Origin of the sequence: Pseudomonas sp. NPDC089406 (assembly GCF_044900265.1) — a bacterium.
Taxonomy (GTDB): Bacteria; Pseudomonadota; Gammaproteobacteria; order Pseudomonadales; family Pseudomonadaceae; genus Aquipseudomonas; species Aquipseudomonas fakonensis.
This window is the reverse complement of sequence record NZ_JBJDNC010000004.1, coordinates 225,725-244,497: the sequence shown is the minus strand read 5'-3', so window position 1 is coordinate 244,497 and position 18,773 is coordinate 225,725. Positions and strand designations below refer to the sequence as shown.

Annotated in this window: 21 protein-coding genes; 10 read left to right on the top strand and 11 right to left on the bottom strand. The window is 64.0% G+C overall.

Annotated features, from left to right (window positions below):
- Positions 1-477 precede the first annotated feature (477 nt).
- Positions 478-1,677, bottom strand: a complete 1,200-nt coding sequence (gene tyrS, locus ACI2KK_RS04840) for a tyrosine--tRNA ligase (RefSeq protein ID WP_404668078.1) — start codon at positions 1,675-1,677, stop codon at positions 478-480.
- 213 nt (positions 1,678-1,890) lie between these two features.
- Between tyrS and ACI2KK_RS04835 the strand changes: the two genes are divergently transcribed.
- Together ACI2KK_RS04835 and ACI2KK_RS04830 are read left to right on the top strand one after the other, a co-directional pair.
- On the top strand, positions 1,891-3,306 hold the full coding sequence (locus ACI2KK_RS04835; protein WP_404668077.1) for a peptidoglycan DD-metalloendopeptidase family protein: 1,416 nt from the start codon (positions 1,891-1,893) through the stop codon (positions 3,304-3,306).
- Between the two features lie 4 nt (positions 3,307-3,310).
- Positions 3,311-4,402, top strand: coding sequence for an anhydro-N-acetylmuramic acid kinase (locus ACI2KK_RS04830; RefSeq protein ID WP_404668076.1), 1,092 nt, complete (start codon positions 3,311-3,313; stop codon positions 4,400-4,402).
- Positions 4,403-4,463: 61 nt separating this feature from the next.
- On the opposite strand, the gene erpA is transcribed toward ACI2KK_RS04830, so the two are convergent.
- Both erpA and argC read right to left on the bottom strand, forming a co-directional pair.
- Positions 4,464-4,814 carry an iron-sulfur cluster insertion protein ErpA gene (gene erpA / locus ACI2KK_RS04825; RefSeq protein WP_050703544.1) on the bottom strand — a complete coding sequence of 117 codons (351 nt, stop codon included), beginning with the start codon at positions 4,812-4,814 and terminating at the stop codon, positions 4,464-4,466.
- A 145-nt stretch (positions 4,815-4,959) separates the two neighbouring features.
- Complete coding sequence (gene argC / locus ACI2KK_RS04820; RefSeq protein ID WP_217841520.1) at positions 4,960-5,994, bottom strand: N-acetyl-gamma-glutamyl-phosphate reductase; 1,035 nt, start codon at positions 5,992-5,994, stop codon at positions 4,960-4,962.
- Between the two features lie 140 nt (positions 5,995-6,134).
- On the opposite strand from argC, the gene hemJ reads away from it, so the two are divergent.
- From hemJ to ACI2KK_RS04785, 7 genes are all read left to right on the top strand, one after another.
- A complete protein-coding gene (gene hemJ, locus ACI2KK_RS04815; protein ID WP_404668075.1) occupies positions 6,135-6,560 on the top strand; it encodes a protoporphyrinogen oxidase HemJ in 426 nt (141 codons plus the stop codon).
- A 30-nt stretch (positions 6,561-6,590) separates the two neighbouring features.
- A complete protein-coding gene (locus tag ACI2KK_RS04810) occupies positions 6,591-7,544 on the top strand; it encodes an NAD(P)H-dependent flavin oxidoreductase (protein WP_404668074.1) in 954 nt (317 codons plus the stop codon).
- A gap of 51 nt (positions 7,545-7,595) precedes the next feature.
- On the top strand, positions 7,596-8,372 hold the full coding sequence (locus tag ACI2KK_RS04805) for an SDR family NAD(P)-dependent oxidoreductase (RefSeq protein ID WP_404668073.1): 777 nt from the start codon (positions 7,596-7,598) through the stop codon (positions 8,370-8,372).
- A gap of 64 nt (positions 8,373-8,436) precedes the next feature.
- A complete protein-coding gene (locus ACI2KK_RS04800) occupies positions 8,437-8,775 on the top strand; it encodes a histidine triad nucleotide-binding protein (RefSeq protein ID WP_151925239.1) in 339 nt (112 codons plus the stop codon).
- Positions 8,776-8,841: 66 nt separating this feature from the next.
- Positions 8,842-9,489: a 2-polyprenyl-3-methyl-6-methoxy-1,4-benzoquinone monooxygenase gene (gene coq7, locus ACI2KK_RS04795; protein WP_217841516.1), complete on the top strand. Its 648-nt coding sequence runs from the start codon at positions 8,842-8,844 to the stop codon at positions 9,487-9,489.
- Positions 9,490-9,499: 10 nt separating this feature from the next.
- Positions 9,500-10,537 carry a DUF2157 domain-containing protein gene (locus tag ACI2KK_RS04790; protein WP_404668072.1) on the top strand — a complete coding sequence of 346 codons (1,038 nt, stop codon included), beginning with the start codon at positions 9,500-9,502 and terminating at the stop codon, positions 10,535-10,537.
- Positions 10,534-10,962, top strand: a complete 429-nt coding sequence (locus ACI2KK_RS04785; protein WP_404668071.1) for a hypothetical protein — start codon at positions 10,534-10,536, stop codon at positions 10,960-10,962. The genes ACI2KK_RS04790 and ACI2KK_RS04785 overlap by 4 nt, the downstream gene beginning before the upstream one ends.
- Positions 10,963-10,985: 23 nt before the next feature.
- On the opposite strand, the gene ACI2KK_RS04780 is transcribed toward ACI2KK_RS04785, so the two are convergent.
- Positions 10,986-11,408: an OsmC family protein gene (locus ACI2KK_RS04780; protein ID WP_016715792.1), complete on the bottom strand. Its 423-nt coding sequence runs from the start codon at positions 11,406-11,408 to the stop codon at positions 10,986-10,988.
- Between the two features lie 188 nt (positions 11,409-11,596).
- On the opposite strand from ACI2KK_RS04780, the gene crp reads away from it, so the two are divergent.
- Complete coding sequence (crp, locus tag ACI2KK_RS04775; protein ID WP_217843504.1) at positions 11,597-12,244, top strand: cAMP-activated global transcriptional regulator CRP; 648 nt, start codon at positions 11,597-11,599, stop codon at positions 12,242-12,244.
- Here crp and ACI2KK_RS04770 read toward each other — a convergent pair.
- The 7 genes from ACI2KK_RS04770 to rpe all read right to left on the bottom strand — a co-directional run bounded on the left by ACI2KK_RS04770 (position 12,241) and on the right by rpe (position 18,711).
- A complete protein-coding gene (locus ACI2KK_RS04770; protein ID WP_217841514.1) occupies positions 12,241-12,945 on the bottom strand; it encodes a lipoyl protein ligase domain-containing protein in 705 nt (234 codons plus the stop codon). The genes crp and ACI2KK_RS04770 overlap by 4 nt on opposite strands.
- A 166-nt stretch (positions 12,946-13,111) precedes the next feature.
- Complete coding sequence (gene trpC / locus ACI2KK_RS04765; protein WP_404668070.1) at positions 13,112-13,945, bottom strand: indole-3-glycerol phosphate synthase TrpC; 834 nt, start codon at positions 13,943-13,945, stop codon at positions 13,112-13,114.
- On the bottom strand, positions 13,942-14,991 hold the full coding sequence (gene trpD / locus ACI2KK_RS04760) for an anthranilate phosphoribosyltransferase (protein ID WP_217841512.1): 1,050 nt from the start codon (positions 14,989-14,991) through the stop codon (positions 13,942-13,944). The genes trpC and trpD overlap by 4 nt, the downstream gene beginning before the upstream one ends.
- A 9-nt stretch (positions 14,992-15,000) precedes the next feature.
- A complete protein-coding gene (locus ACI2KK_RS04755; RefSeq protein ID WP_217887489.1) occupies positions 15,001-15,594 on the bottom strand; it encodes an aminodeoxychorismate/anthranilate synthase component II in 594 nt (197 codons plus the stop codon).
- A 75-nt stretch (positions 15,595-15,669) separates the two neighbouring features.
- Positions 15,670-17,151 carry an anthranilate synthase component I gene (gene trpE, locus ACI2KK_RS04750; protein WP_404668069.1) on the bottom strand — a complete coding sequence of 494 codons (1,482 nt, stop codon included), beginning with the start codon at positions 17,149-17,151 and terminating at the stop codon, positions 15,670-15,672.
- Positions 17,152-17,221: 70 nt separating this feature from the next.
- Entirely contained in the window at positions 17,222-18,040 is an 819-nt protein-coding gene (locus ACI2KK_RS04745; protein WP_404668068.1) for a phosphoglycolate phosphatase, read from the bottom strand.
- Positions 18,037-18,711 (bottom strand): ribulose-phosphate 3-epimerase, encoded by a 675-nt coding sequence (rpe, locus tag ACI2KK_RS04740; protein WP_404668067.1) that lies wholly within the window; start codon positions 18,709-18,711, stop codon positions 18,037-18,039. Before rpe ends, ACI2KK_RS04745 begins: the two co-directional genes overlap by 4 nt.
- Between the last annotated feature and the right edge of the window lie 62 nt (positions 18,712-18,773).

Below are 18,773 nucleotides of genomic sequence, written 5' to 3'. Positions count from 1 at the left end.
TTAAAGAGCGTTTGGTTAAGAGCTTTTCGTCTCAACCGAGGCGCGCATTCTACGCTTTCCTCATTTCGTGTCAAGCGTTTATTTTGAAGTTTTTTCCGAGAAACTCGTTTAGCTTCAACCGCTTAACTCGCTGCGATCTCTCGTAGCGGGAGGCGAATCATACAGCGTTACAACCTGCTGTCAACCACCTTTTTCACCGCTTCGATCATTCGATCGTAGCACCTCCAGGATCTCTCGAGCCGCTTAACTCGTTGATTCTCAAGGAGTTTCGCGTTCCGTTGTCGCTGGAAGTGGGGCGCATTATAAGGGGATCTGAAACCCCGTCAACCCTTTATTTCAAATAATTCAGACATTTAGCGAAAAGGCTGCAGAAAGGCCGCCAGGCGCCCCTCGTCTCTATCTATATAGAAGAGCCCTACAAACAAAACGGGGAGACCTCTCGGCCTCCCCGCTTCTATATAGCTACACCGCCGCCAATCACTCAGCCTTCAGCGTAACCCGGCCAAACGTTTTCTTGCCCGCCTGGCACACATGTGTCGCACCGAGGACGAACATGAAGTCGCGATCAACCACAGCTCCATCAACCTTCACCGCACCACCTGCCAGCAGGTCGCGTGCCTGTGCCGAGTTTTTCACCAGGCCCGCGCGGTTCAGCACCGCCGCGATCGGCAGGTCTTCAGCAGCAGCCACCTCGATCTCCGGCAGTTCTTCCGGCAACTCACCTTCCTTCATGCGGTTACCCGCAGCGCGATGAGCATTGGCCGCAGCCTCCTCACCATGGAAGCGCGCCACAATCTCTTCGGCCAGCTTGATCTTGATGTCACGCGGGTTGGCGCCATTGGCGACATCAACCCGGAACTGCTCGATCTCTTCCATCGAACGGAAGCTCAGCAGCTCGAAGTAACGCCACATCAAGGTATCCGGAATCGACACCAGCTTGCTGTACATCACCCCAGGGGCTTCCTGGATGCCGACATAATTGCCCAGCGACTTGGACATCTTCTTCACGCCATCCAACCCTTCGAGCAGCGGCATGGTGACGATGTTCTGCGCTTCCTGCCCATAGGCGCGCTGCAGCTCGCGCCCCATCAGCAGGTTGAACTTCTGGTCGGTACCGCCCAGTTCGACATCAGCCTTCAGCGCTACCGAGTCGTAACCCTGTACCAGCGGATAGAGGAACTCATGAATCGCGATCGGCTGGTTGGTGGTGTAACGCTTGTCGAAGTCGTCACGCTCGAGCATGCGCGCAACGGTGTACTGCGACGCCAGGCGAATGAAGTCGGCCGGGGTCAGCGTGTCCATCCAGGTGGAGTTGAACGCGACTTCGGTCTTGGCCGGGTCGAGAATCTTGAACACCTGCTGCTTATACGTCTCGGCGTTGTCCAGCACCTGCTCGCGGGTCAGCGGCGGGCGGGTGGCGCTCTTGCCGCTCGGGTCACCGATCATGCCGGTGAAATCGCCGATCAGGAAGATCACCTGATGGCCCAGTTCCTGGAACTGGCGCAGCTTGTTGATCAGCACCGTGTGCCCCAGGTGCAGGTCAGGCGCAGTAGGGTCGAAGCCCGCCTTGATGCGCAGTGGTTGGCCGCGCTTGAGCTTCTCCACCAGTTCAGACTCGACCAATACCTCTTCCGCACCGCGCTTGATAAGCGCCAGCTGCTCTTCAACCGACTTCATAGACAGACCCGCAAGGCTCAGATTCAAGGGGAGCCAACCATACAAGATCGGCCATCAAATACAAGTTTCGCAACGGAATGTGACCCGAACGGCGCAGCGCAACGTCTACGCGCCCTTGCGTGAGAATGGATTTGGTTATATTTTATACAGTTATTTCATCTTCATCATGTCATTCATCTTTTCCATTTCACCTTTTTCAAAGTCACCTTACCTATGACCAACGAAACGCCTAAAGCGCCCCCGCTTTATCCGAAAAGCCATCTGTTGGCCGCCAGCGGCATTGCCGCGCTGCTCAGCCTGGCCCTGCTGGTGTTCCCTTCCAGCGAAGTGGAAGCCAAAAAAACCACCCTGAACCTCGAGCTGGAAAGCCCGGCCGAGCAACTCAAGGACGAATCCCGCGCCGCGCCGCTGGTACAAACCCAGCAGAACAGCGACTCGCCGTTCGCCCAGATCGAAGGCGACCAGGCCGAAACCGCCGACAGCAAAGCCGAACCGGCAGCAGTCGCCAAGCAGCAAGAGCAGGCTCCCGGCCACCGTGAAGTGGTGGTTGCCCGCGGCGACACCCTCTCTACCCTGTTCAACAAGGTCGGCCTGCCTGCCAACGTGGTCCACGACGTGCTGGCCAGCAACAAGCAGGCCAAGCAGTTCAGCCAGCTCAAGCATGGCCAGGTGCTGCAGTTCGAACTGGACAAGGACGGCCAACTGGCCAGCCTGCACAGCCAGGTCAGCACCCTCGAGAGTATCCGCCTGACCCGCACCGACAAGGGCTACAGCTTCGACCGTGAAGTCACCAAGCCAGTGGTGCGCACCGCCTACGCCCATGGCGTGATCAAAAGCTCGCTGTCGGCCTCAGCCCAGCGCGCCGGCCTGTCCCACAGCATGACCATGGACATGGCGCGCATCCTCGGCTACGACATCGACTTCGCCCAGGACATCCGCCCAGGCGACGAATTCGACGTGGTCTACGAGCAGAAGATGATCGACGGCAAGGTGGTCGGTACCGGCAACATCCTCTCCGCACGCTTCACCAACCGCGGCAAGACCTACACCGCCGTGCGCTACACCAACAAGCAAGGCAACACCAACTACTACACCGCCGACGGCAACAGCCTGCGCAAGGCGTTCATCCGTACCCCGGTGGACTTCGCCCGCATCAGCTCGCGCTTCTCCGCCGGCCGCAAACACCCGATCCTGAACAAGATCCGCGCCCACAAGGGCGTCGACTACGCCGCCCCGCGCGGCACCCCCATCAAGGCAGCCGGCGATGGCCGCATCGAGCTGGCCGGTCGCCGCGGCGGTTACGGCAACACCGTGATCATCGCCCACGGTAACTCCTACAAAACCCTGTATGGCCACATGCAAGGCTTCGCCAAGGGCATCAAGACCGGCAGCATGGTCAAGCAGGGCCAGGTGATCGGCTACATCGGCACCACCGGCCTTTCGACCGGCCCGCATCTGCACTACGAGTTCCAGGTCAACGGCGTGCACGTCGACCCGCTGAGCCAGAAGGTGCCGATGGCCGACCCGATCGCCAAGGCCGAGCGCGCCCGCTTCACCCAGCAGAGCCAGCCCCTGATCGCCCGTATGGACCAGGAAAAGGCCACCCTGCTCGCCGCCAACAAGCGCTGAGCCCATGGCGCTTTATATAGGGGTGATGTCTGGCACCAGTCTCGACGGCCTGGACATCGCCCTGATCGAACAGCACGAGCAGCCCCGGCTGCTCGCCACTCATTACATCCCCATGCCGGCCGACCTGCGCCAGGCCCTGCTCGTCCTGTGCGCCAGCGGCCCGGACGAAATCGCCCGCGCAGCCCTGGCTGAAAACCGCTGGGCAACCCTGGCTGCCGAAGGCATCAACCACCTGCTGGGCGAACAAGGCCTGCAGGCCGACGCCATCCGCGCCATCGGCAGCCACGGCCAGACCATCCGCCACGAACCGGCCCGCGGGTTCACCGTGCAAATCGGCAACCCGGCCCTGCTGGCCGAGCTGACCGGCATCTGCGTAGTCGGCGACTTCCGCCGCCGCGACGTGGCGGCCGGTGGCCAGGGCGCACCCTTGGTGCCAGCCTTCCATGAAGCGCTGTTCGGCCACATCGGCCAACGCCTGGCAGTGTTGAACGTGGGTGGTTTCAGCAACCTCAGCCTGATCGAACAGGACCAACCGGTGCACGGTTTCGACTGTGGCCCTGGCAACGTGCTGATGGATGCCTGGATCGAACGCAAGCGCGCCCAGGCGTATGACGCCGATGGTAGCTGGGCAGCCAGCGGCACCCCGCAAACCGACTTGCTGAACAGCCTGCTGAGTGACCCGTTCTTCGCTGGCAGCGGCCCGAAGAGCACTGGCCGCGAGGTATTCAATCTGCCTTGGCTGGACGGCCACCTCGCACGGCTGCCCCAGTACCGCGACGAGGACGTGCAGGCCACCCTGCTGGAGCTCACCGCACGCAGCATCGCCGATTCACTGCGCCAAGCCCAACAGGGCACCGAAGCACTGCTGGTATGCGGTGGCGGCGCGCGCAACGGCGCCTTGATGGCCCGCCTGGGCACGCTGCTACCGGCAGCCCAGGTTGCCAGCACCGCCGCCCACGGTGTCGACCCGGACTGGGTCGAGGGCATGGCCTTCGCCTGGCTGGCCCACTGCTGCCTCGAAGGCATCCCCGCCAACCGCCCCAGCGTCACCGCCGCCAAAGGGCTGCGAATCCTCGGCGCCATCTACCCCGCGTAGGCAAACCGCAGAATGCAAAACGCCGCGCAATTGCGCGGCGTTTTGCATTGCAGCCTGCCGATCAGATCGAGAACGACGAACCGCACCCGCAGGTGGTGGTGGCGTTCGGGTTCTTGATCACGAAGCGCGAGCCTTCCAGGCCTTCCTGGTAGTCCACTTCGGCGCCGGCCAGGTACTGGTAGCTCATCGGGTCGACCACCAGGGCCACGCCTTCGCGCTCGACAATGGTGTCGTCATCGGCCACGTCTTCATCGAAGGTGAAGCCGTACTGGAAGCCCGAGCAACCGCCGCCGGTGACGAAGACGCGCAGCTTCAGGCGCTCATTGCCCTCTTCGCTGACCAGGGTCTTCACCTTGTGGGCAGCGCCTGGGGTGAACTCCAAAGCCGTAGGGGTGAAGGTTTCGACGCTCATGCTGATTCTCCCGGCGTGGTGCCGCCATAAAACTCGATGGGGCGTATTATCCGCTTGTCCGAGAAAATCGGTCAAGAATTGTGCGGCTTTGGTCGCCCCCAATGAAAAGGCCCGCACGCGGCGGGCCTTCTCGTGCAACCTGCGCTTACGGCAACAGGCCGGCGTGGGACAGGCCCATGCGTTCGTCCAGGCCGAACAGGATGTTGAGGTTCTGCACCGCCTGCCCCGACGCGCCCTTGACCAGGTTGTCGATGACCGACAGCACCACCACCAAGTCGCCGCCCTGCGGGCGATGAACGGCAATTCGGCACACGTTGGCACCGCGCACGCTGCGGGTTTCCGGGTGGCTGCCGGCCGGCATCACGTCGACGAACGGTTCATTGGCATAACGCTTCTCGAACAGCGCCTGCAGGTCGACCGAGGTATCCACGACGTTGGCGTACAGCGTGGCGTGGATGCCACGGATCATCGGCGTCAGGTGCGGCACGAAGGTCAGGCCGATATCCTTGCCCGCAGCCAGGCGCAGGCCCTGGCTGATTTCCGGCAGGTGGCGGTGGCCCTTGACCGCATAGGCCTTCATGCTCTCGCCGGCTTCGCAGAACAGCGAACCCACCGCGGCACCACGGCCGGCACCGCTGACACCTGACTTGCAGTCGGCGATCAGCCGGGACGGGTCGGCCAGGCCCGCTTCCAGCAGCGGCAGGAAGCCCAGCTGGGTGGCGGTCGGGTAGCAGCCTGGCACGGCAATCAGGCGCGCCTGGCGGATTTTCTCGCGGTTGACCTCCGGCAGGCCGTACACCGCGTCAGCCAGCAGCTCCGGCGCGCCATGGGGCTGGCCGTACCACTTGCCCCACTCCACCGCATCCTGCAGGCGGAAGTCCGCAGACAGGTCGATGACCTTGGTGCCTGCCGCCAGCAGCTCGCCAGCCAGGGCATGGGCCACGCCGTGCGGGGTGGCGAAGAACACCACGTCGCAAGCGCCGAGGGCCTTGCTGTCCGGCACGCTGAAGCACAGCCCGTCATAGTGGCCGCGCAAGTTCGGGTACATGTCGGCAACCGCCACACCCGCCTCGGAACGCGAGGTGATGACCGCAACTTCCGCCTGTGGGTGCTGCGCCAGCAGACGCAGCAATTCGACACCGGTGTAACCCGTGCCGCCGACGATACCGACCTTGATCATAACGCTTGCCCCTTATCAACGAGCCGACTGGAAAGCGCACGATAATAGGGGCGCAAGGCGTCTGTAACAACTCTCTGCATGACCCTTCGGCGCCTGGCCACTACTATTCGGACGACCGTGAAAACCTGAAGGAACCGTTCATGCTTTATCTATGGATCAAAGCGCTGCATATCGTCAGCGTGGTCTGCTGGTTCGCCGGCCTGTTCTACCTGCCGCGCCTGTTCGTCTACCACGCCCAGAGCAGCGACAGCATCAGCCTGGACCGCTTCATCACCATGGAGCGCAAGCTGTACCGCGGCATCATGAACCCGGCGATGATGGCTACCTACCTGTTCGGCGGCTGGATGCTCTACCTCAACCCCGGCTGGCTGAGCCAGGGCTGGCTGCACGCCAAGCTCACCCTGGTGGCCGTGCTCACCGTCTACCATCACATGTGCGGCGCCCAGCGCAAACGCTTCGCCGCCGGCACCAACACCCGCAGCCACGTCTACTACCGCTGGTTCAACGAAGCGCCGGTGCTGATCCTGCTGGGCATCGCCATCCTGGTGGTGGTCAAGCCGTTCTGAACATTCCCCGCCGTTTACAGGAGTAACCCCATGCCCTTGCCTGCCTCGCTCGAACAGCGCCTGCGCCTGCCCCTGGTGGCCGCGCCGATGTTCCTGATCTCCAACCCGCAACTGGTACTGGCCTGCTGCGCCCATGGCGTGGTGGGCAGCTTCCCGGCCCTCAACCAGCGCGACAGCGCAGGTTTCAAGGCCTGGCTGGAGGAAATCGAGGCGGGCCTGGCACAGTTGCAGGCGCCAGCCCACTATGCCGTCAACCTGATCGTGCACCCCAGCAACCCCAGGCTGCAGGCCGACCTGGCACTGTGTGTCGAGCACCGGGTCCCCATCGTGATCACCAGCCTGGGCGCCGTGAAGGAGGTCGTCGACGCCGTGCATGCCTATGGCGGCCTGGTGTTCCACGATGTGACTACCCGCCGCCACGCCGAAAAGGCCGCCGAGGCCGGCGTCGACGGGCTGATTGCCGTGGCTGCTGGCGCCGGTGGCCATGCCGGCACCTGGAGCCCGTTCGCCCTGGTGGCCGAGATCCGCCAGTTCTTCAACAAGACCCTGCTGCTGGCAGGTTGCCTGAACCACGGCCATGAGCTGCTCGCCGCCCAGATGCTAGGCGCCGACCTGGGCTACATGGGTACACGTTTCATTGCCACCCGTGAAAGCCACGCACAGGACGCATACAAACAGATGATTCTCGGCGCGGCTGCCGCCGACATCGTGCACACCCCTGCGGTGTCGGGCATCCCCGCCAGCTTCCTGCGCCAAAGCCTGCAACAGGCCGGCTACGACCTGGCCACGCTGAAAAGCCACGAGGCCGGCAAACTCAAGCCGCTGGACGAAGAGGCCAAGGCCTGGAAAACCGTCTGGTCCGCTGGCCAGGGCGTCGGCGGCATCGATGACCTGCCCACCACAGCAGAGCTGATCCAGCGCCTGAAGGGCGAATACCAGGCGGCGCTGAAACGTACCAGCCAGCTGGGCGGCAACGTCTTGTAGCAAAAACGCCAGCCTGTACACTAGGCGCCCCCACGCCCCCAGGAGCCGCGCATGACCCGTTACGCCATGATCACCGGTGCTTCCAGCGGCCTGGGCCTGGCCCTGGCGGAAGCCCTGGCGCGGCGCGGGCGCAACCTGATCCTGGTGGCACGCCAGCGCGAAACGCTGGAGCCGGTGGCCATCGAACTGGCGCAACGCTTCGGCGTCGAGGTGCTGCTGCGCGCCTGCGACCTCAGCCAGCCACTGCGCCTGTCCAGCTTCGTGCTCGAGCTGGAAGAAGGCGAGCGGCGCATCGACCTGCTGGTCAACTGTGCCGGCCAGCGCACCTACGGCCCGTTCCTCGCCCACGAGTGGGCCGACGAGCAGGACCTGCTGGAGGTCAACATCCTCGCCTTGAGCCGCCTCTGCCATGCCATCGGCAACCTGATGGCGATACAGGGTGGCGGGCAGATCCTCAACGTCGCCGGGCTGGCCGGGGTGGCGCCGGGGCCATGGATGGCCGCTTATGCGGCAAGCAAGGCCTACGTGCTGAGCTTCAGCGAAGCGCTGCGCGAAGAGCTGCGCCGCACCGGCATCAAGGTCTCGGTACTGTGCCCCGGCCCGGTGCGCTCGGCGAAACGCCCCATCCCGCGCCTGGATGCCAGCAGTCCCAGCCCCGAGGAGATCGCGCTATACACCGTGCGCGCCCTGGCCAAGAACCGCGCGCTCATCATCCCCGGCCGGCGCAACCGCTGGCTGGCCTTCGCCCCGCGCCTGCTGCCACGCTGGCTGGCACGCAAGCTGGCCGGCCGCATCCACCGCCGCTACTGCCCGGTGGGTCTGGAATAAGCACTGGGCGAGCGCCCCCCGGCTTAAGTACACTCGGGCCCACACTCACCATGGAGCACGTGCTGTGGACGATCTATTCCTCAAAATCATCAACCGGGAAATCCCGGCGGATATCATCTACGAAGACGACCAGATCCTCGCCTTCAAGGATATCGCCCCCGCGGCGCCGGTCCACTTCCTGGTCATCCCCAAGAAACACATCCCCACCCTCAACCACCTGACCGAAGAGGACAAGGCCCTGGCCGGCCACATCCTGTTCACCGCCCAGCGCCTGGCCGTCGAGCAAGGCTGCGAAGAGGGCTTCCGGGTGGTCATGAACTGCAACCCCAAGGGCGGCCAGACCGTTTACCACATCCACATGCACGTGCTTGGCCAGCGCCAGATGAACTGGCCACCGGGCTGACCCAGGGCAAGCCCCCTCACAGGGTTTGAGGTAGACTGTCGGGCATCACTTCAGCGGAGGTGCCCGATGGCCACCGAACGTCACTACTCCCCGCTCGACCGCTTGTTGCTGCAGGCCGATACCGCCATGCGCACCTTGCTGCCCTTCAGCGGCCAACCTTCCCGCCCGTCGCCGGCGATCATCCAGCCCGATGCCGAGCTCGACGAGCAGCAGTCCCGCCATATCGCAGGGTTGATGCGCATCAACCACACCGGTGAAGTCTGCGCCCAGGCGCTCTACCAGGGCCAGGCCCTGACCGCCAAGCTGCCCCAGGTACGCAAGGCCATGGAGCACGCCGCAGAAGAAGAAATCGACCACCTGGCCTGGTGCGAGCAGCGCATTCGCCAGCTCAACAGCCACCCCAGCGTGCTCAACCCGCTGTTCTATGGCATGTCGTTCGGCATCGGCGCCCTCGCCGGGCTGGTCAGCGACAAGGTCAGCCTGGGCTTCGTCGCCGCCACCGAGCACCAGGTGTGCAAGCACCTTGACGAACACCTGGAGCAAATCCCCGAGAACGACAACAAGTCGCGGGCAATTCTCGAGCAGATGCGCGTGGATGAAGAACACCACGCCGAATCCGCTCTCGAGGCCGGTGGCTACCGTTTCCCCGCCCCGGTGCGCTTCGGCATGAGCCTGCTGGCCAAGGTCATGACCAAGAGCACCTACCGCATCTGAGGCCCACGGCATGGAACGCTTCGACGCCAAGGACCTGGCACGCGCGGTAAGCGCAGGTGTACTGCAACCGGGCCAGGACCGCGCCCTGCTGGACTTCCTGCGCCAGCAACCGGCAACGGCAGGCAGCTTCCAGCTCGCCCACGTGGCCTTCTACTTCGGCGCCCTGCTGATCATGGGCGCCATGGGCTGGCTGCTGACCCTGGCCTGGATGAGCATCGGCGACATCGCCCTGCTGGCCGTTGCCCTGCTCTACATCGCCGGCATCACCCTGTACGCCCTGGCCCTGCAACGGCGCCAGCAGCCGATTGCCGCCGGGGTACTGGCCGCCGTGGCGGTGAGCATCGTGCCGCTGGCGGTGTTTGCCTTGCAACGGCTGGTCGGCTGGTGGCCAATGGACGATGCCCAAGGCGACTATCACCAGTACTACACCTACGTGCAGGGCGGCTGGCTGCTCATGGAAGCTGCCACCGTGGTGGCCGGCTTACTGATGCTGCGCCTGATCCCCTTCCCGTTCATCGTCATGCCCATCGCCGTGGCCCTGTGGTTCATGTCCATGGACTTGAGCGAATGGGTCTACGGCGAGTTGTTCAGCTGGGACCAACGTCGCACGGTGTCGTTATGGTTCGGCCTGGGCTTGCTGGTGGTATTCATTGCCGTGGACGGGCGCACCGAACGCGACTATGCATTCTGGGGTTACCTGGCCGGGCTTGCGGCCTTCTGGGGCGGGCTGACGCTGATGGACAGCGGTAGCCAATGGGGCAAGTTGTTCTACTGCCTGATCAACCTGGGGCTGATGGCCCTGGCCGTGCTGTTGCGCCGGCCGGTGTTCATGGTGTTCGGCGCCATGGGCGTGGCCGCCTACCTGGGCTACCTGTCCTACGACGTGTTCGCCGACTCCTTGCTGTTCCCGCTGGTACTGACGGTGATCGGCCTGGGCGTCATCGCGCTGGGTGTGCGCTACCAGAAACACCGTGAAGCGCTGAGCGCCAGGCTACGCTCGAAAATGCCCGCAGGCCTGCTGCGCCTACTGCCGGCATTGCAACGTTGACCCTGCGCTTGCTCGCCACCCGGGCACTGCAAAGCCTCGGGCTGATCCCCGTGGCCTACCTGTTCGTTTGTTTGCTGAGCGCAAGCTTGGGCAGCCCGTTCAGCCTGAGGCTTCCGGACATCGCCGCCCCTGATGGCAACAGCCTGGTGGAGTTGCTGATCTTCACCGTGCCAGGGCAATTGCTGTTCATGCTGCCGGGCAGTTTCTGCAAAAACCGCCGCTGGCTGGTCGGGTTGTTCACGCTGTGCGCCACACTGGTCGCCTGGCTACAGTGCCTGCTGTTTGCCGACGCGTTCGGCAACACCTGGAGCACCACAGAAATCGCCGGGCTGCTGGGTTACAACCTGCCCTGGTTACTGCTCGCCCTTGCCCCAGGGCTGGCACTGCTACGGGTTACCGAGCCACGACTTCAACAAGGCGCCTGACGACCGCCAGGCGCCAACACCACTCAGCCGAGTTCGACGATCTCGTAGCCATGGGTGATTTCCACCCCGGCCCGCTCGAGCATGATCGAGGCAGAGCAATACTTCTCGGCCGACAGCTCCACCGCGCGCTTGACCTGGGCTTCTTTCAAAGCACGGCCCTTGACCACGAAGTTCATGTGGATCTTGGTGAAAACCTTCGGATCTTCGCTGGCACGCTCGGCCTCAAGGAAGGCTTCGCAGCTTTCCACCGCCTGGCGCGATTTCTTCAAGATGCTCACCACGTCAAAGCTGCTGCAGCCACCCAGGCCAAGCAGCAGCATCTCCATCGGGCGCACGCCCAGGTTGCGCCCACCGGCTTCGGGCGGGCCATCCATGACCACCACGTGGCCGCTCCCCGACTCGCCGAGGAACATCGCTTCACCAGCCCACTGGATACGTGCCTTCATCTACCCGCACTCCACAATTCGTAAAAGGCTGCCAGCTTAGTCCTTGTGAGGCTGTCGGAAAAGCTCAAGAGAAGGCGCTTTTATGCCGATACCCCCGGTACTGTCTGATAAGCTGGCGCCAATTGGCTGGCATGCACCGCCAGGCAGCCCATAAAAAGCCCATGCGTCGCATCGAACAGGATTTCGTGATGGTCTCCCCAGTCCTTCTCCCCGCCAAGATCAAGAATATCGACAAGCTCCTGGCCCACTGCCAGCGCCGTCGCTATGCCGCCAAGAGCAACATCATCTGCGCCGGCGACCGGGCAGAGACACTGTCGTTCATCCTCAAGGGCTCGGTGACCATCGTCATCGAAGACGACGACGGCCACGAAATGATCATCGCCTACCTCAACAGCGGCGACTTCTTCGGTGAACTGGGGTTGTTCGAGCCGGCCGGCCAGGAACACCAGCGCAGCGCCTGGGTGCGGGCCAAGACCGAATGCGAAGTGGCCGAGATCAGCTACGACAAGTTCCGCGAACTCGGCCGCCAGGACCCGGACATCCTCTACGCCCTGGGCAGCCAGATGGCCCAGCGCCTGCGCAACACCACGCGCAAGGTCGGCGACCTGGCCTTCTTCGACGTTACCGGGCGCGTGGCCCGCTGCCTGCTCGACCTGTGCAAGCAGCCCGACGCCATGACCCACCCCGATGGCATGCAGATCAAGATCACCCGCCAGGAAATCGGCCGCATCGTCGGTTGCTCGCGGGAGATGGTCGGCCGTGTACTCAAAGACCTCGAAGAACGCAGCCTGGTGCAGGTCAAGGGCAAGACCATGGTGGTCTACGGCACCCGTTAATCGGCAGGCAGCGCCGCGATAACGTCGGCGTAAGCCTGTGACAGGCGCTCGAACCAGGGCGCCGCAGGGGCCACTTCGTGCAGGGCGATATGGCTGTCGGCCCGGCAACGCTGCTCCAGCTCGCAGCATTCGTTGAAGCGGTTGACTGCCGCCACCATCGACTCGCGCTCGTTGTCCAGCAACAGCGCACCATGCACCAGCACCACCGGGCGCTTGCCGCCCAGGCCCTGGCGCCAGCGCTGGGCCGTGCCCACCAGCTTGCGGCCATTGAGGTTGACGTTGTAGCGGCCATCGCAGAAGGCGCCGTCGATCTCCCCCACCGAAGCCACCCCACCCCATTCGCGCAGTACCTCGCACAGCGGCAAGCACAGGCGTTCGTAAGCGTTTTCGATACGGCCATGGTCACCTTCGCTGCGCGGCGCCACGTAGACCAGCGCCACGTTCACCGTCGAATGCGATTGCGGCACCGGCTCGCCGCCAGTTTCGCGCAGCAGTACCGGCCAGCCGGCGATGGCCAGCTCAGCGCAGGCGGCCTCGAAGTTATCCAGCCGGCTCATGCGCCGCGGCATTACCAGGGCGTGATCGGTGGGGCGCCAGAACAATACACCGGCTTCGCGCTCGCCACGGCAGACGGCGGCCAGCAGTTCCTGTTCGGCGTGCAGGCCCTGCTCGACGGTGAGGGCCAGGGGTTGATCGGTCATTGATCCACCTATGTTGTTATCTTTGCCGGCCTCTTCGCGGGTGAACCCGCTCCCACAGGTCTTTCACAGGACTGAAAGCAGCGCGCATCCTGTGGGAGCGGGTTTACCCGCGAAAGGGCCATTGCAGGCATATAAAAAAGCCGGCAGATACGCCGGCTTGGTTCGCTCAGTCCAGTGGCTGAACGGTCTTCTTCACCTGGTCAGGGAAGAACAACCGCTGCAGCTCCAGCCCCGGCTGCTCCGCACGCATGAATGCCTCACCGACCAGGAACGAATACACCTCGTTGATTTCCATCAGCTCGACATCGGCACGGTTGAGAATGCCGCTCTCGGTGATCGCCAGGCGGTCGCGCGGAATGCGCGGCAGCAGGTCGAGGGTGGTTTCCAGGCTGACTTCGAAGGTGTGCAGGTTGCGGTTGTTGACGCCGACCAGCGGGGTGTCGAGGGTCTTCAGCGCGCGCTCCAGCTCGTCGCCGTCGTGCACTTCCACCAGCACGTCGAGGCCGACATCCTTGGCAGTGGCGGCCAGCTCGGCCATCTTCACGTCATCCAGCGCCGAGACGATCAGCAGCACGCAGTCGGCGCCCAGGGCCCGGGCCTCGACGATCTGGTACGGGTCGACCATGAAGTCCTTGCGGATCACCGGCAACTGCACCGCCGCGCGGGCCTGCTGCAGATATTCGTCTGCGCCCTGGAAGTAATCCACGTCGGTGAGCACCGACAGGCAAGTCGCCCCGCCCTTCTCGTAGCTGACGGCGATCTCTGCCGGCACGAAGTTCTCGCGAATCACGCCCTTGCTCGGCGAAGCCTTCTTGATTTCCGCGATCACCGCCGGCTTTTTCAGCTTGGCCTGCTCGATCAGCGCATTGGCAAAACCTCGAGGGGCATCGGCAGCTTTCGCCAGGTGCTCAAGCTCCGCCAGGCTGACACGCGCACTGCGCTCGGCCACTTCCTGAAACTTGCGGGCAATGATCCTTTCCAGCACCGTCGGGACACTCATGCTTCGTTCTCCACCTTGAATACCGCAGTAAAGGCGCCCAGCTCCTGCAGTTTTTCCCAGGCCAGCCCGGTGTGCAGCACATCGTGGGCCAGTTCCACACCCTGGGCCAGGGTCATGGCGTGGTCGGCGGCGTACAGCGCGGCGCCGGCGTTCAGTACGATCATTTCGGCGGCCTTCTGGCCGTTCTCGGTCTTGCGCCGGCCGAGTGCATCGCGAATCAGCTCCAGCGACGCCTGCGGGTTCTCCACTGCCAGGCCATGCAAGCTCTGGCTCTTCATGCCGAGGTCTTCGGGCTCGACCCAATACTCGGTGATTTCACCGTTCTTCAGCTCAGCCACAAAGGTTGGCGCCGCCAGGCTGAACTCGTCCAGGCCGTCCTTGGAATGCACCACCAGCACATGCTTGCTGCCCAGGCGCTGCAGCACCTCGGCCAGCGGGCGGCACAGGGCCTGGGTGAACACCCCGACCACCTGGTGCTTGACCCCAGCCGGATTCGTAAGCGGGCCGAGCATGTTGAACAGCGTGCGCAGGCCCAGGTCGCGGCGCGGGCCGGCGGCGTGTTTCATGGCGCTGTGGTGGGTCTGGGCGAACATGAAGCCGATGCCTAGGCTGTCGATGCAGCGGGCTACCTGCACCGGCGTCAGGTTCAGGTAAATGCCAGCTGCCTCCAGCAGGTCGGCGCTGCCGCTCTTGCCCGACACCGCACGGTTGCCATGCTTGGCCACGGTGCAGCCGGCCGCCGCCAGCACGAACGACGAAGCGGTGGAAACGTTGAAGATGTTGGCGCCATCGCCACCGGTGCCGACGATGTCGACCACGCCGTCCAGGCTCTTGAGCTCGACCTTGTCAGCCAGCTCACGCATTACCGACACCGCGCCGACGATCTCGTCGATGCTCTCGCTCTTCATGCGCATGCCCATCAGAAAGGCGCCGATCTGCGCCTCGCTGCACTGGCCGGTCATGATCTGGCGCATCACGTCGCGCATCTCGTCGGTGGAAAGATCCAGGTGGCCGACGATACGGCTCAACGCAGTCTTGATATCCATGCTCGTTCCTTAACGGCGGCCGCCGGTCTGCTTGAGGAAGTTGGCGAACAGCTCGTGGCCCTGCTCGGTGAGGATCGACTCGGGGTGGAACTGCACCCCCTCGATGTTCAGTGTCTTGTGGCGCAGGCCCATGATCTCGTCCACCGAACCGTCGGCGTGGGCGGTCCAGGCGGTCACTTCCAGGCAGTCAGGCAGGGTTTCGCGCTTGACCACCAGCGAATGGTAGCGGGTCACGGTCAGCGGGTTGTTCAGCCCTTCGAACACGCCCAGGTCGCGGTGCACCACCGGGCTGGTCTTGCCGTGCATCACCTGGCGGGCTCGCACCACATCACCGCCGAAGGCCTGGCCGATGGACTGGTGGCCCAGGCACACGCCCAGAATCGGCAGCTTGCCGGCAAAGTGCAGGATCGCCTCGATGGACACGCCCGCTTCGCTGGGGGTGCAAGGGCCGGGGGAAACCACGATGCGCTCGGGGTTGAGGGCTTCGATCTGTTCGATGGTCATCTCGTCATTGCGGATGACCTTGACCGCTGCACCCAGCTCGCCGAGGTATTGCACGACGTTGTAGGTGAACGAATCATAGTTGTCGATCATCAGTAGCATCTGGAACGAACCTCTTGAATACGGGGGACTCCGGGGGCCTCTGGCGGCCCGCCGGGTTCATGCACCACAGCCTGTTCAGCCCTTGCAGGTTTGCTCGGCAAGGGCCACCGCGCGGAACATCGCCCGACGCTTGTTGATGGTTTCTTCCCATTCCAGGGCTGGCACCGAGTCGGCGACGATGCCGCCGCCAGCCTGCACGTGCAGCTCGCCATCCTTGATTACCGCAGTGCGGATGGCGATGGCGGTGTCCATGTTGCCGTTCCAGGCCAGGTAGCCCACGGCGCCGCCGTAAACACCACGCTTGACCGGTTCCAGTTCATCGATGATTTCCATGGCGCGGATCTTCGGCGCCCCCGACAAGGTGCCGGCCGGCAGGATCGCCCGCAGCGCATCCATCGCCGTCAGCCCCTCGGCCAGCTGGCCGGTGACGTTGGAAACGATGTGCATCACGTTCGAGTAGCGCTCGATCACCATCTTCTCGGTCAGGCGCACGCTGCCGGTGGACGACACCCGGCCCACGTCGTTGCGGCCCAGGTCGATCAGCATCAGGTGCTCGGCGATCTCCTTGTCGTCCGACAGCAGGTCGTCTTCCAGTGCGCGGTCAGCTTCTTCAGTGGCGCCGCGCGGGCGGGTGCCGGCGATCGGGCGTACGGTGACCAGGTTGTCCTCGACCCGTACCAATACCTCCGGCGAGCTGCCCACCACGTGGAAGTCGCCAAAGTTGAAGAAGTACATGTAAGGGGTCGGGTTGAAGCAGCGCAGGGCGCGGTACAGGTCGATGGGCGCAGCCTTGAAGTCGATCGACATGCGCTGCGACGGCACCACCTGCATGCAGTCACCGGCCAGGATGTACTCCTTGATGCGGCCAACCGCGTTTTCGTAATCCTCGCGGGTGTAGCTGGAGCGAAACTCTGGCTCGGCCGCCTGCGGGCCGCCCAGGTCGAGGCCGCGGCGCGGGGTGATCGGCTGGCGCAGTTTTTCCAGCAGGCCCTGCAGCTGGGCCTGGCCCTGTTCGAAAGCCTGCTCGTCGCTGGGGTCGGCCAGCACGATGGCGTGCATCTTGCCGGCCAGGTTGTCGAACACCACCACCGCGTCGGAGACCATCAGCAGGATGTCCGGCACCCCCAGCGGGTCCGGGTTGGGGCTGGCGCCCAGGCGTTTTTCCACATAGCGCACGCAGTCGTAGCCGAAATACCCCACCAGGCCACCGTTGAAACGCGGCAGGCCCGGAATATCGGCAACCTTGTAACGGTCCTTGAACGCTTCGACGAAGGCCAGCGGGTCTTCGACGTTATGGCTTTCCACCTCGACGCCATCCTGCAGGATGCTGACGTGGTAGCCGTGCACACGCAGTACGGTGCGCGACGGCAGGCCGATCATCGAGTAACGGCCCCATTTCTCGCCGCCCTGCACGGATTCGAGCAGGTACGAGTTGGGTTGGTCGGCAAGTTTGAGGTAGATCGACAGCGGCGTATCGAAGTCGGCCAGGGTTTCACAGGCCAAAGGGATGCGGTTGTAGCCGGCAGCGGCCAGGCGCAGGAATTCTTCGCGGGTCATGGGTAGCCTCGTGGCAAGCAGCAATGGGGTCGGGCAAGCGGACGGGCCGGCAGGCGCCGGCGGGCATAAGTCAGGCGCGCCAGCGCCAGCGGGCCAGGGCCTTGATGACTTTCATCCAGAATTTGCCGGTAACCACCACGTCGTTGTCTCTGCTGTGCGGGGCTTGAAGGTCCGCCAACGTTATCCCAGTGTCGGTGACTAAGCAACCAGGCAACAGCAGCCGCAGGTCACTGAGCACCAGGCTGGGGTGTTCTTCGTCGATCGGGCGGCCGTGGTTGTAGCCGTAGCTCAGGCCCACGCACTGCACCCCGGCGGCCTTGGCCGCCAGTACGTCGCTGCGCGAATCGCCGACGAACAGCGATTCGGCGGGGGACACGCCGGCCATCTTCATGACAAACAGCAGCGCTGCCGGGTCGGGTTTTTTCTGTGGCAGGGTGTCGCCGCCGATGATCCAGCGGAAATAACGGCCGATCTTCATCTGGTCCAGCAGCGGGGCGACGAAGCGCTCCGGCTTGTTGGTGATCAGCGCCATCTCCACGCCCTGCTTGCTCAGCCAGCGCAGGGTGTCCTGTACGCCGGGGTAAACCACGGTCAGCTCGTGGCTTTCGGCATAGGCCTCCATGAACAGCGCCAGGGCGCGCTCGGCCAGCTCATCGTCCACGGCGTCGTGTTCGATGCTACCGGCCAGGGCGCGGCGCACCAGCACCTGGGCGCCGTTGCCCACCCAGTGGCGCACGGCGTCGAGCCCTGCGGGCTCGCGCCCGAGTTCGAGCAGCATGCGGTCGACCGCTGCAGCCAGGTCCGGTACCGAGTCGATCAAAGTGCCATCCAGATCGAACATCACCAGCCTGGGCAGCGTCCCCGGGAACAGCTGCTCGAAGCCGCTCATGGGCGTGCCAGCGCCAGTTCGGCCCGCATCTTGTCGATGACTTGCTTGTAGTCCGGGGCGTTGAAGATCGCCGAGCCAGCCACGAAGGTGTCGGCGCCGGCGGCGGCGATCTCGCGGATGTTGTTCACGTTCACGCCGCCGTCGATCTCCAGGCGGATGTCACGGCCACTGGCATCGATCAGCGCACGGGCCTCGCGCAGCTTGTCGAGGGTGCCGGGGATGAACTTCTGCCCGCCAAAGCCTGGGTTGACGCTCATCAGCAGCACCATGTCGACCTTGTCCATCACGTACTTCAAGGCGTCCAGGCTGGTAGCCGGGTTGAACACCAGGCCGGCCTTGCAGCCGCCGTCCTTGATCAGTTGCAGCGAACGGTCGATGTGCTGCGAGGCTTCCGGGTGGAAGGTGATGTAGCTGGCGCCGGCCTCGATGAAGTCGCCGATGATGCGGTCGACCGGGCTGACCATCAGGTGCACGTCGATCGGCGCGGTCACGCCGTACTTGCGCAGTGCGGTGCAGACCATCGGGCCGATGGTCAGGTTGGGCACATAGTGGTTGTCCATGACATCGAAATGGACGATGTCGGCCCCGGCGGCCAGAACCTTGTCCACGTCCTCGCCCAGGCGGGCAAAGTCGGCGGAAAGAATGGAGGGGGCAATAGCGTAGGGCTGCATGGCGCACCTGTTGGCAGAATCACGGTGGCGCGCATTGTAACTCAGGGAATGCGATGAGGGCT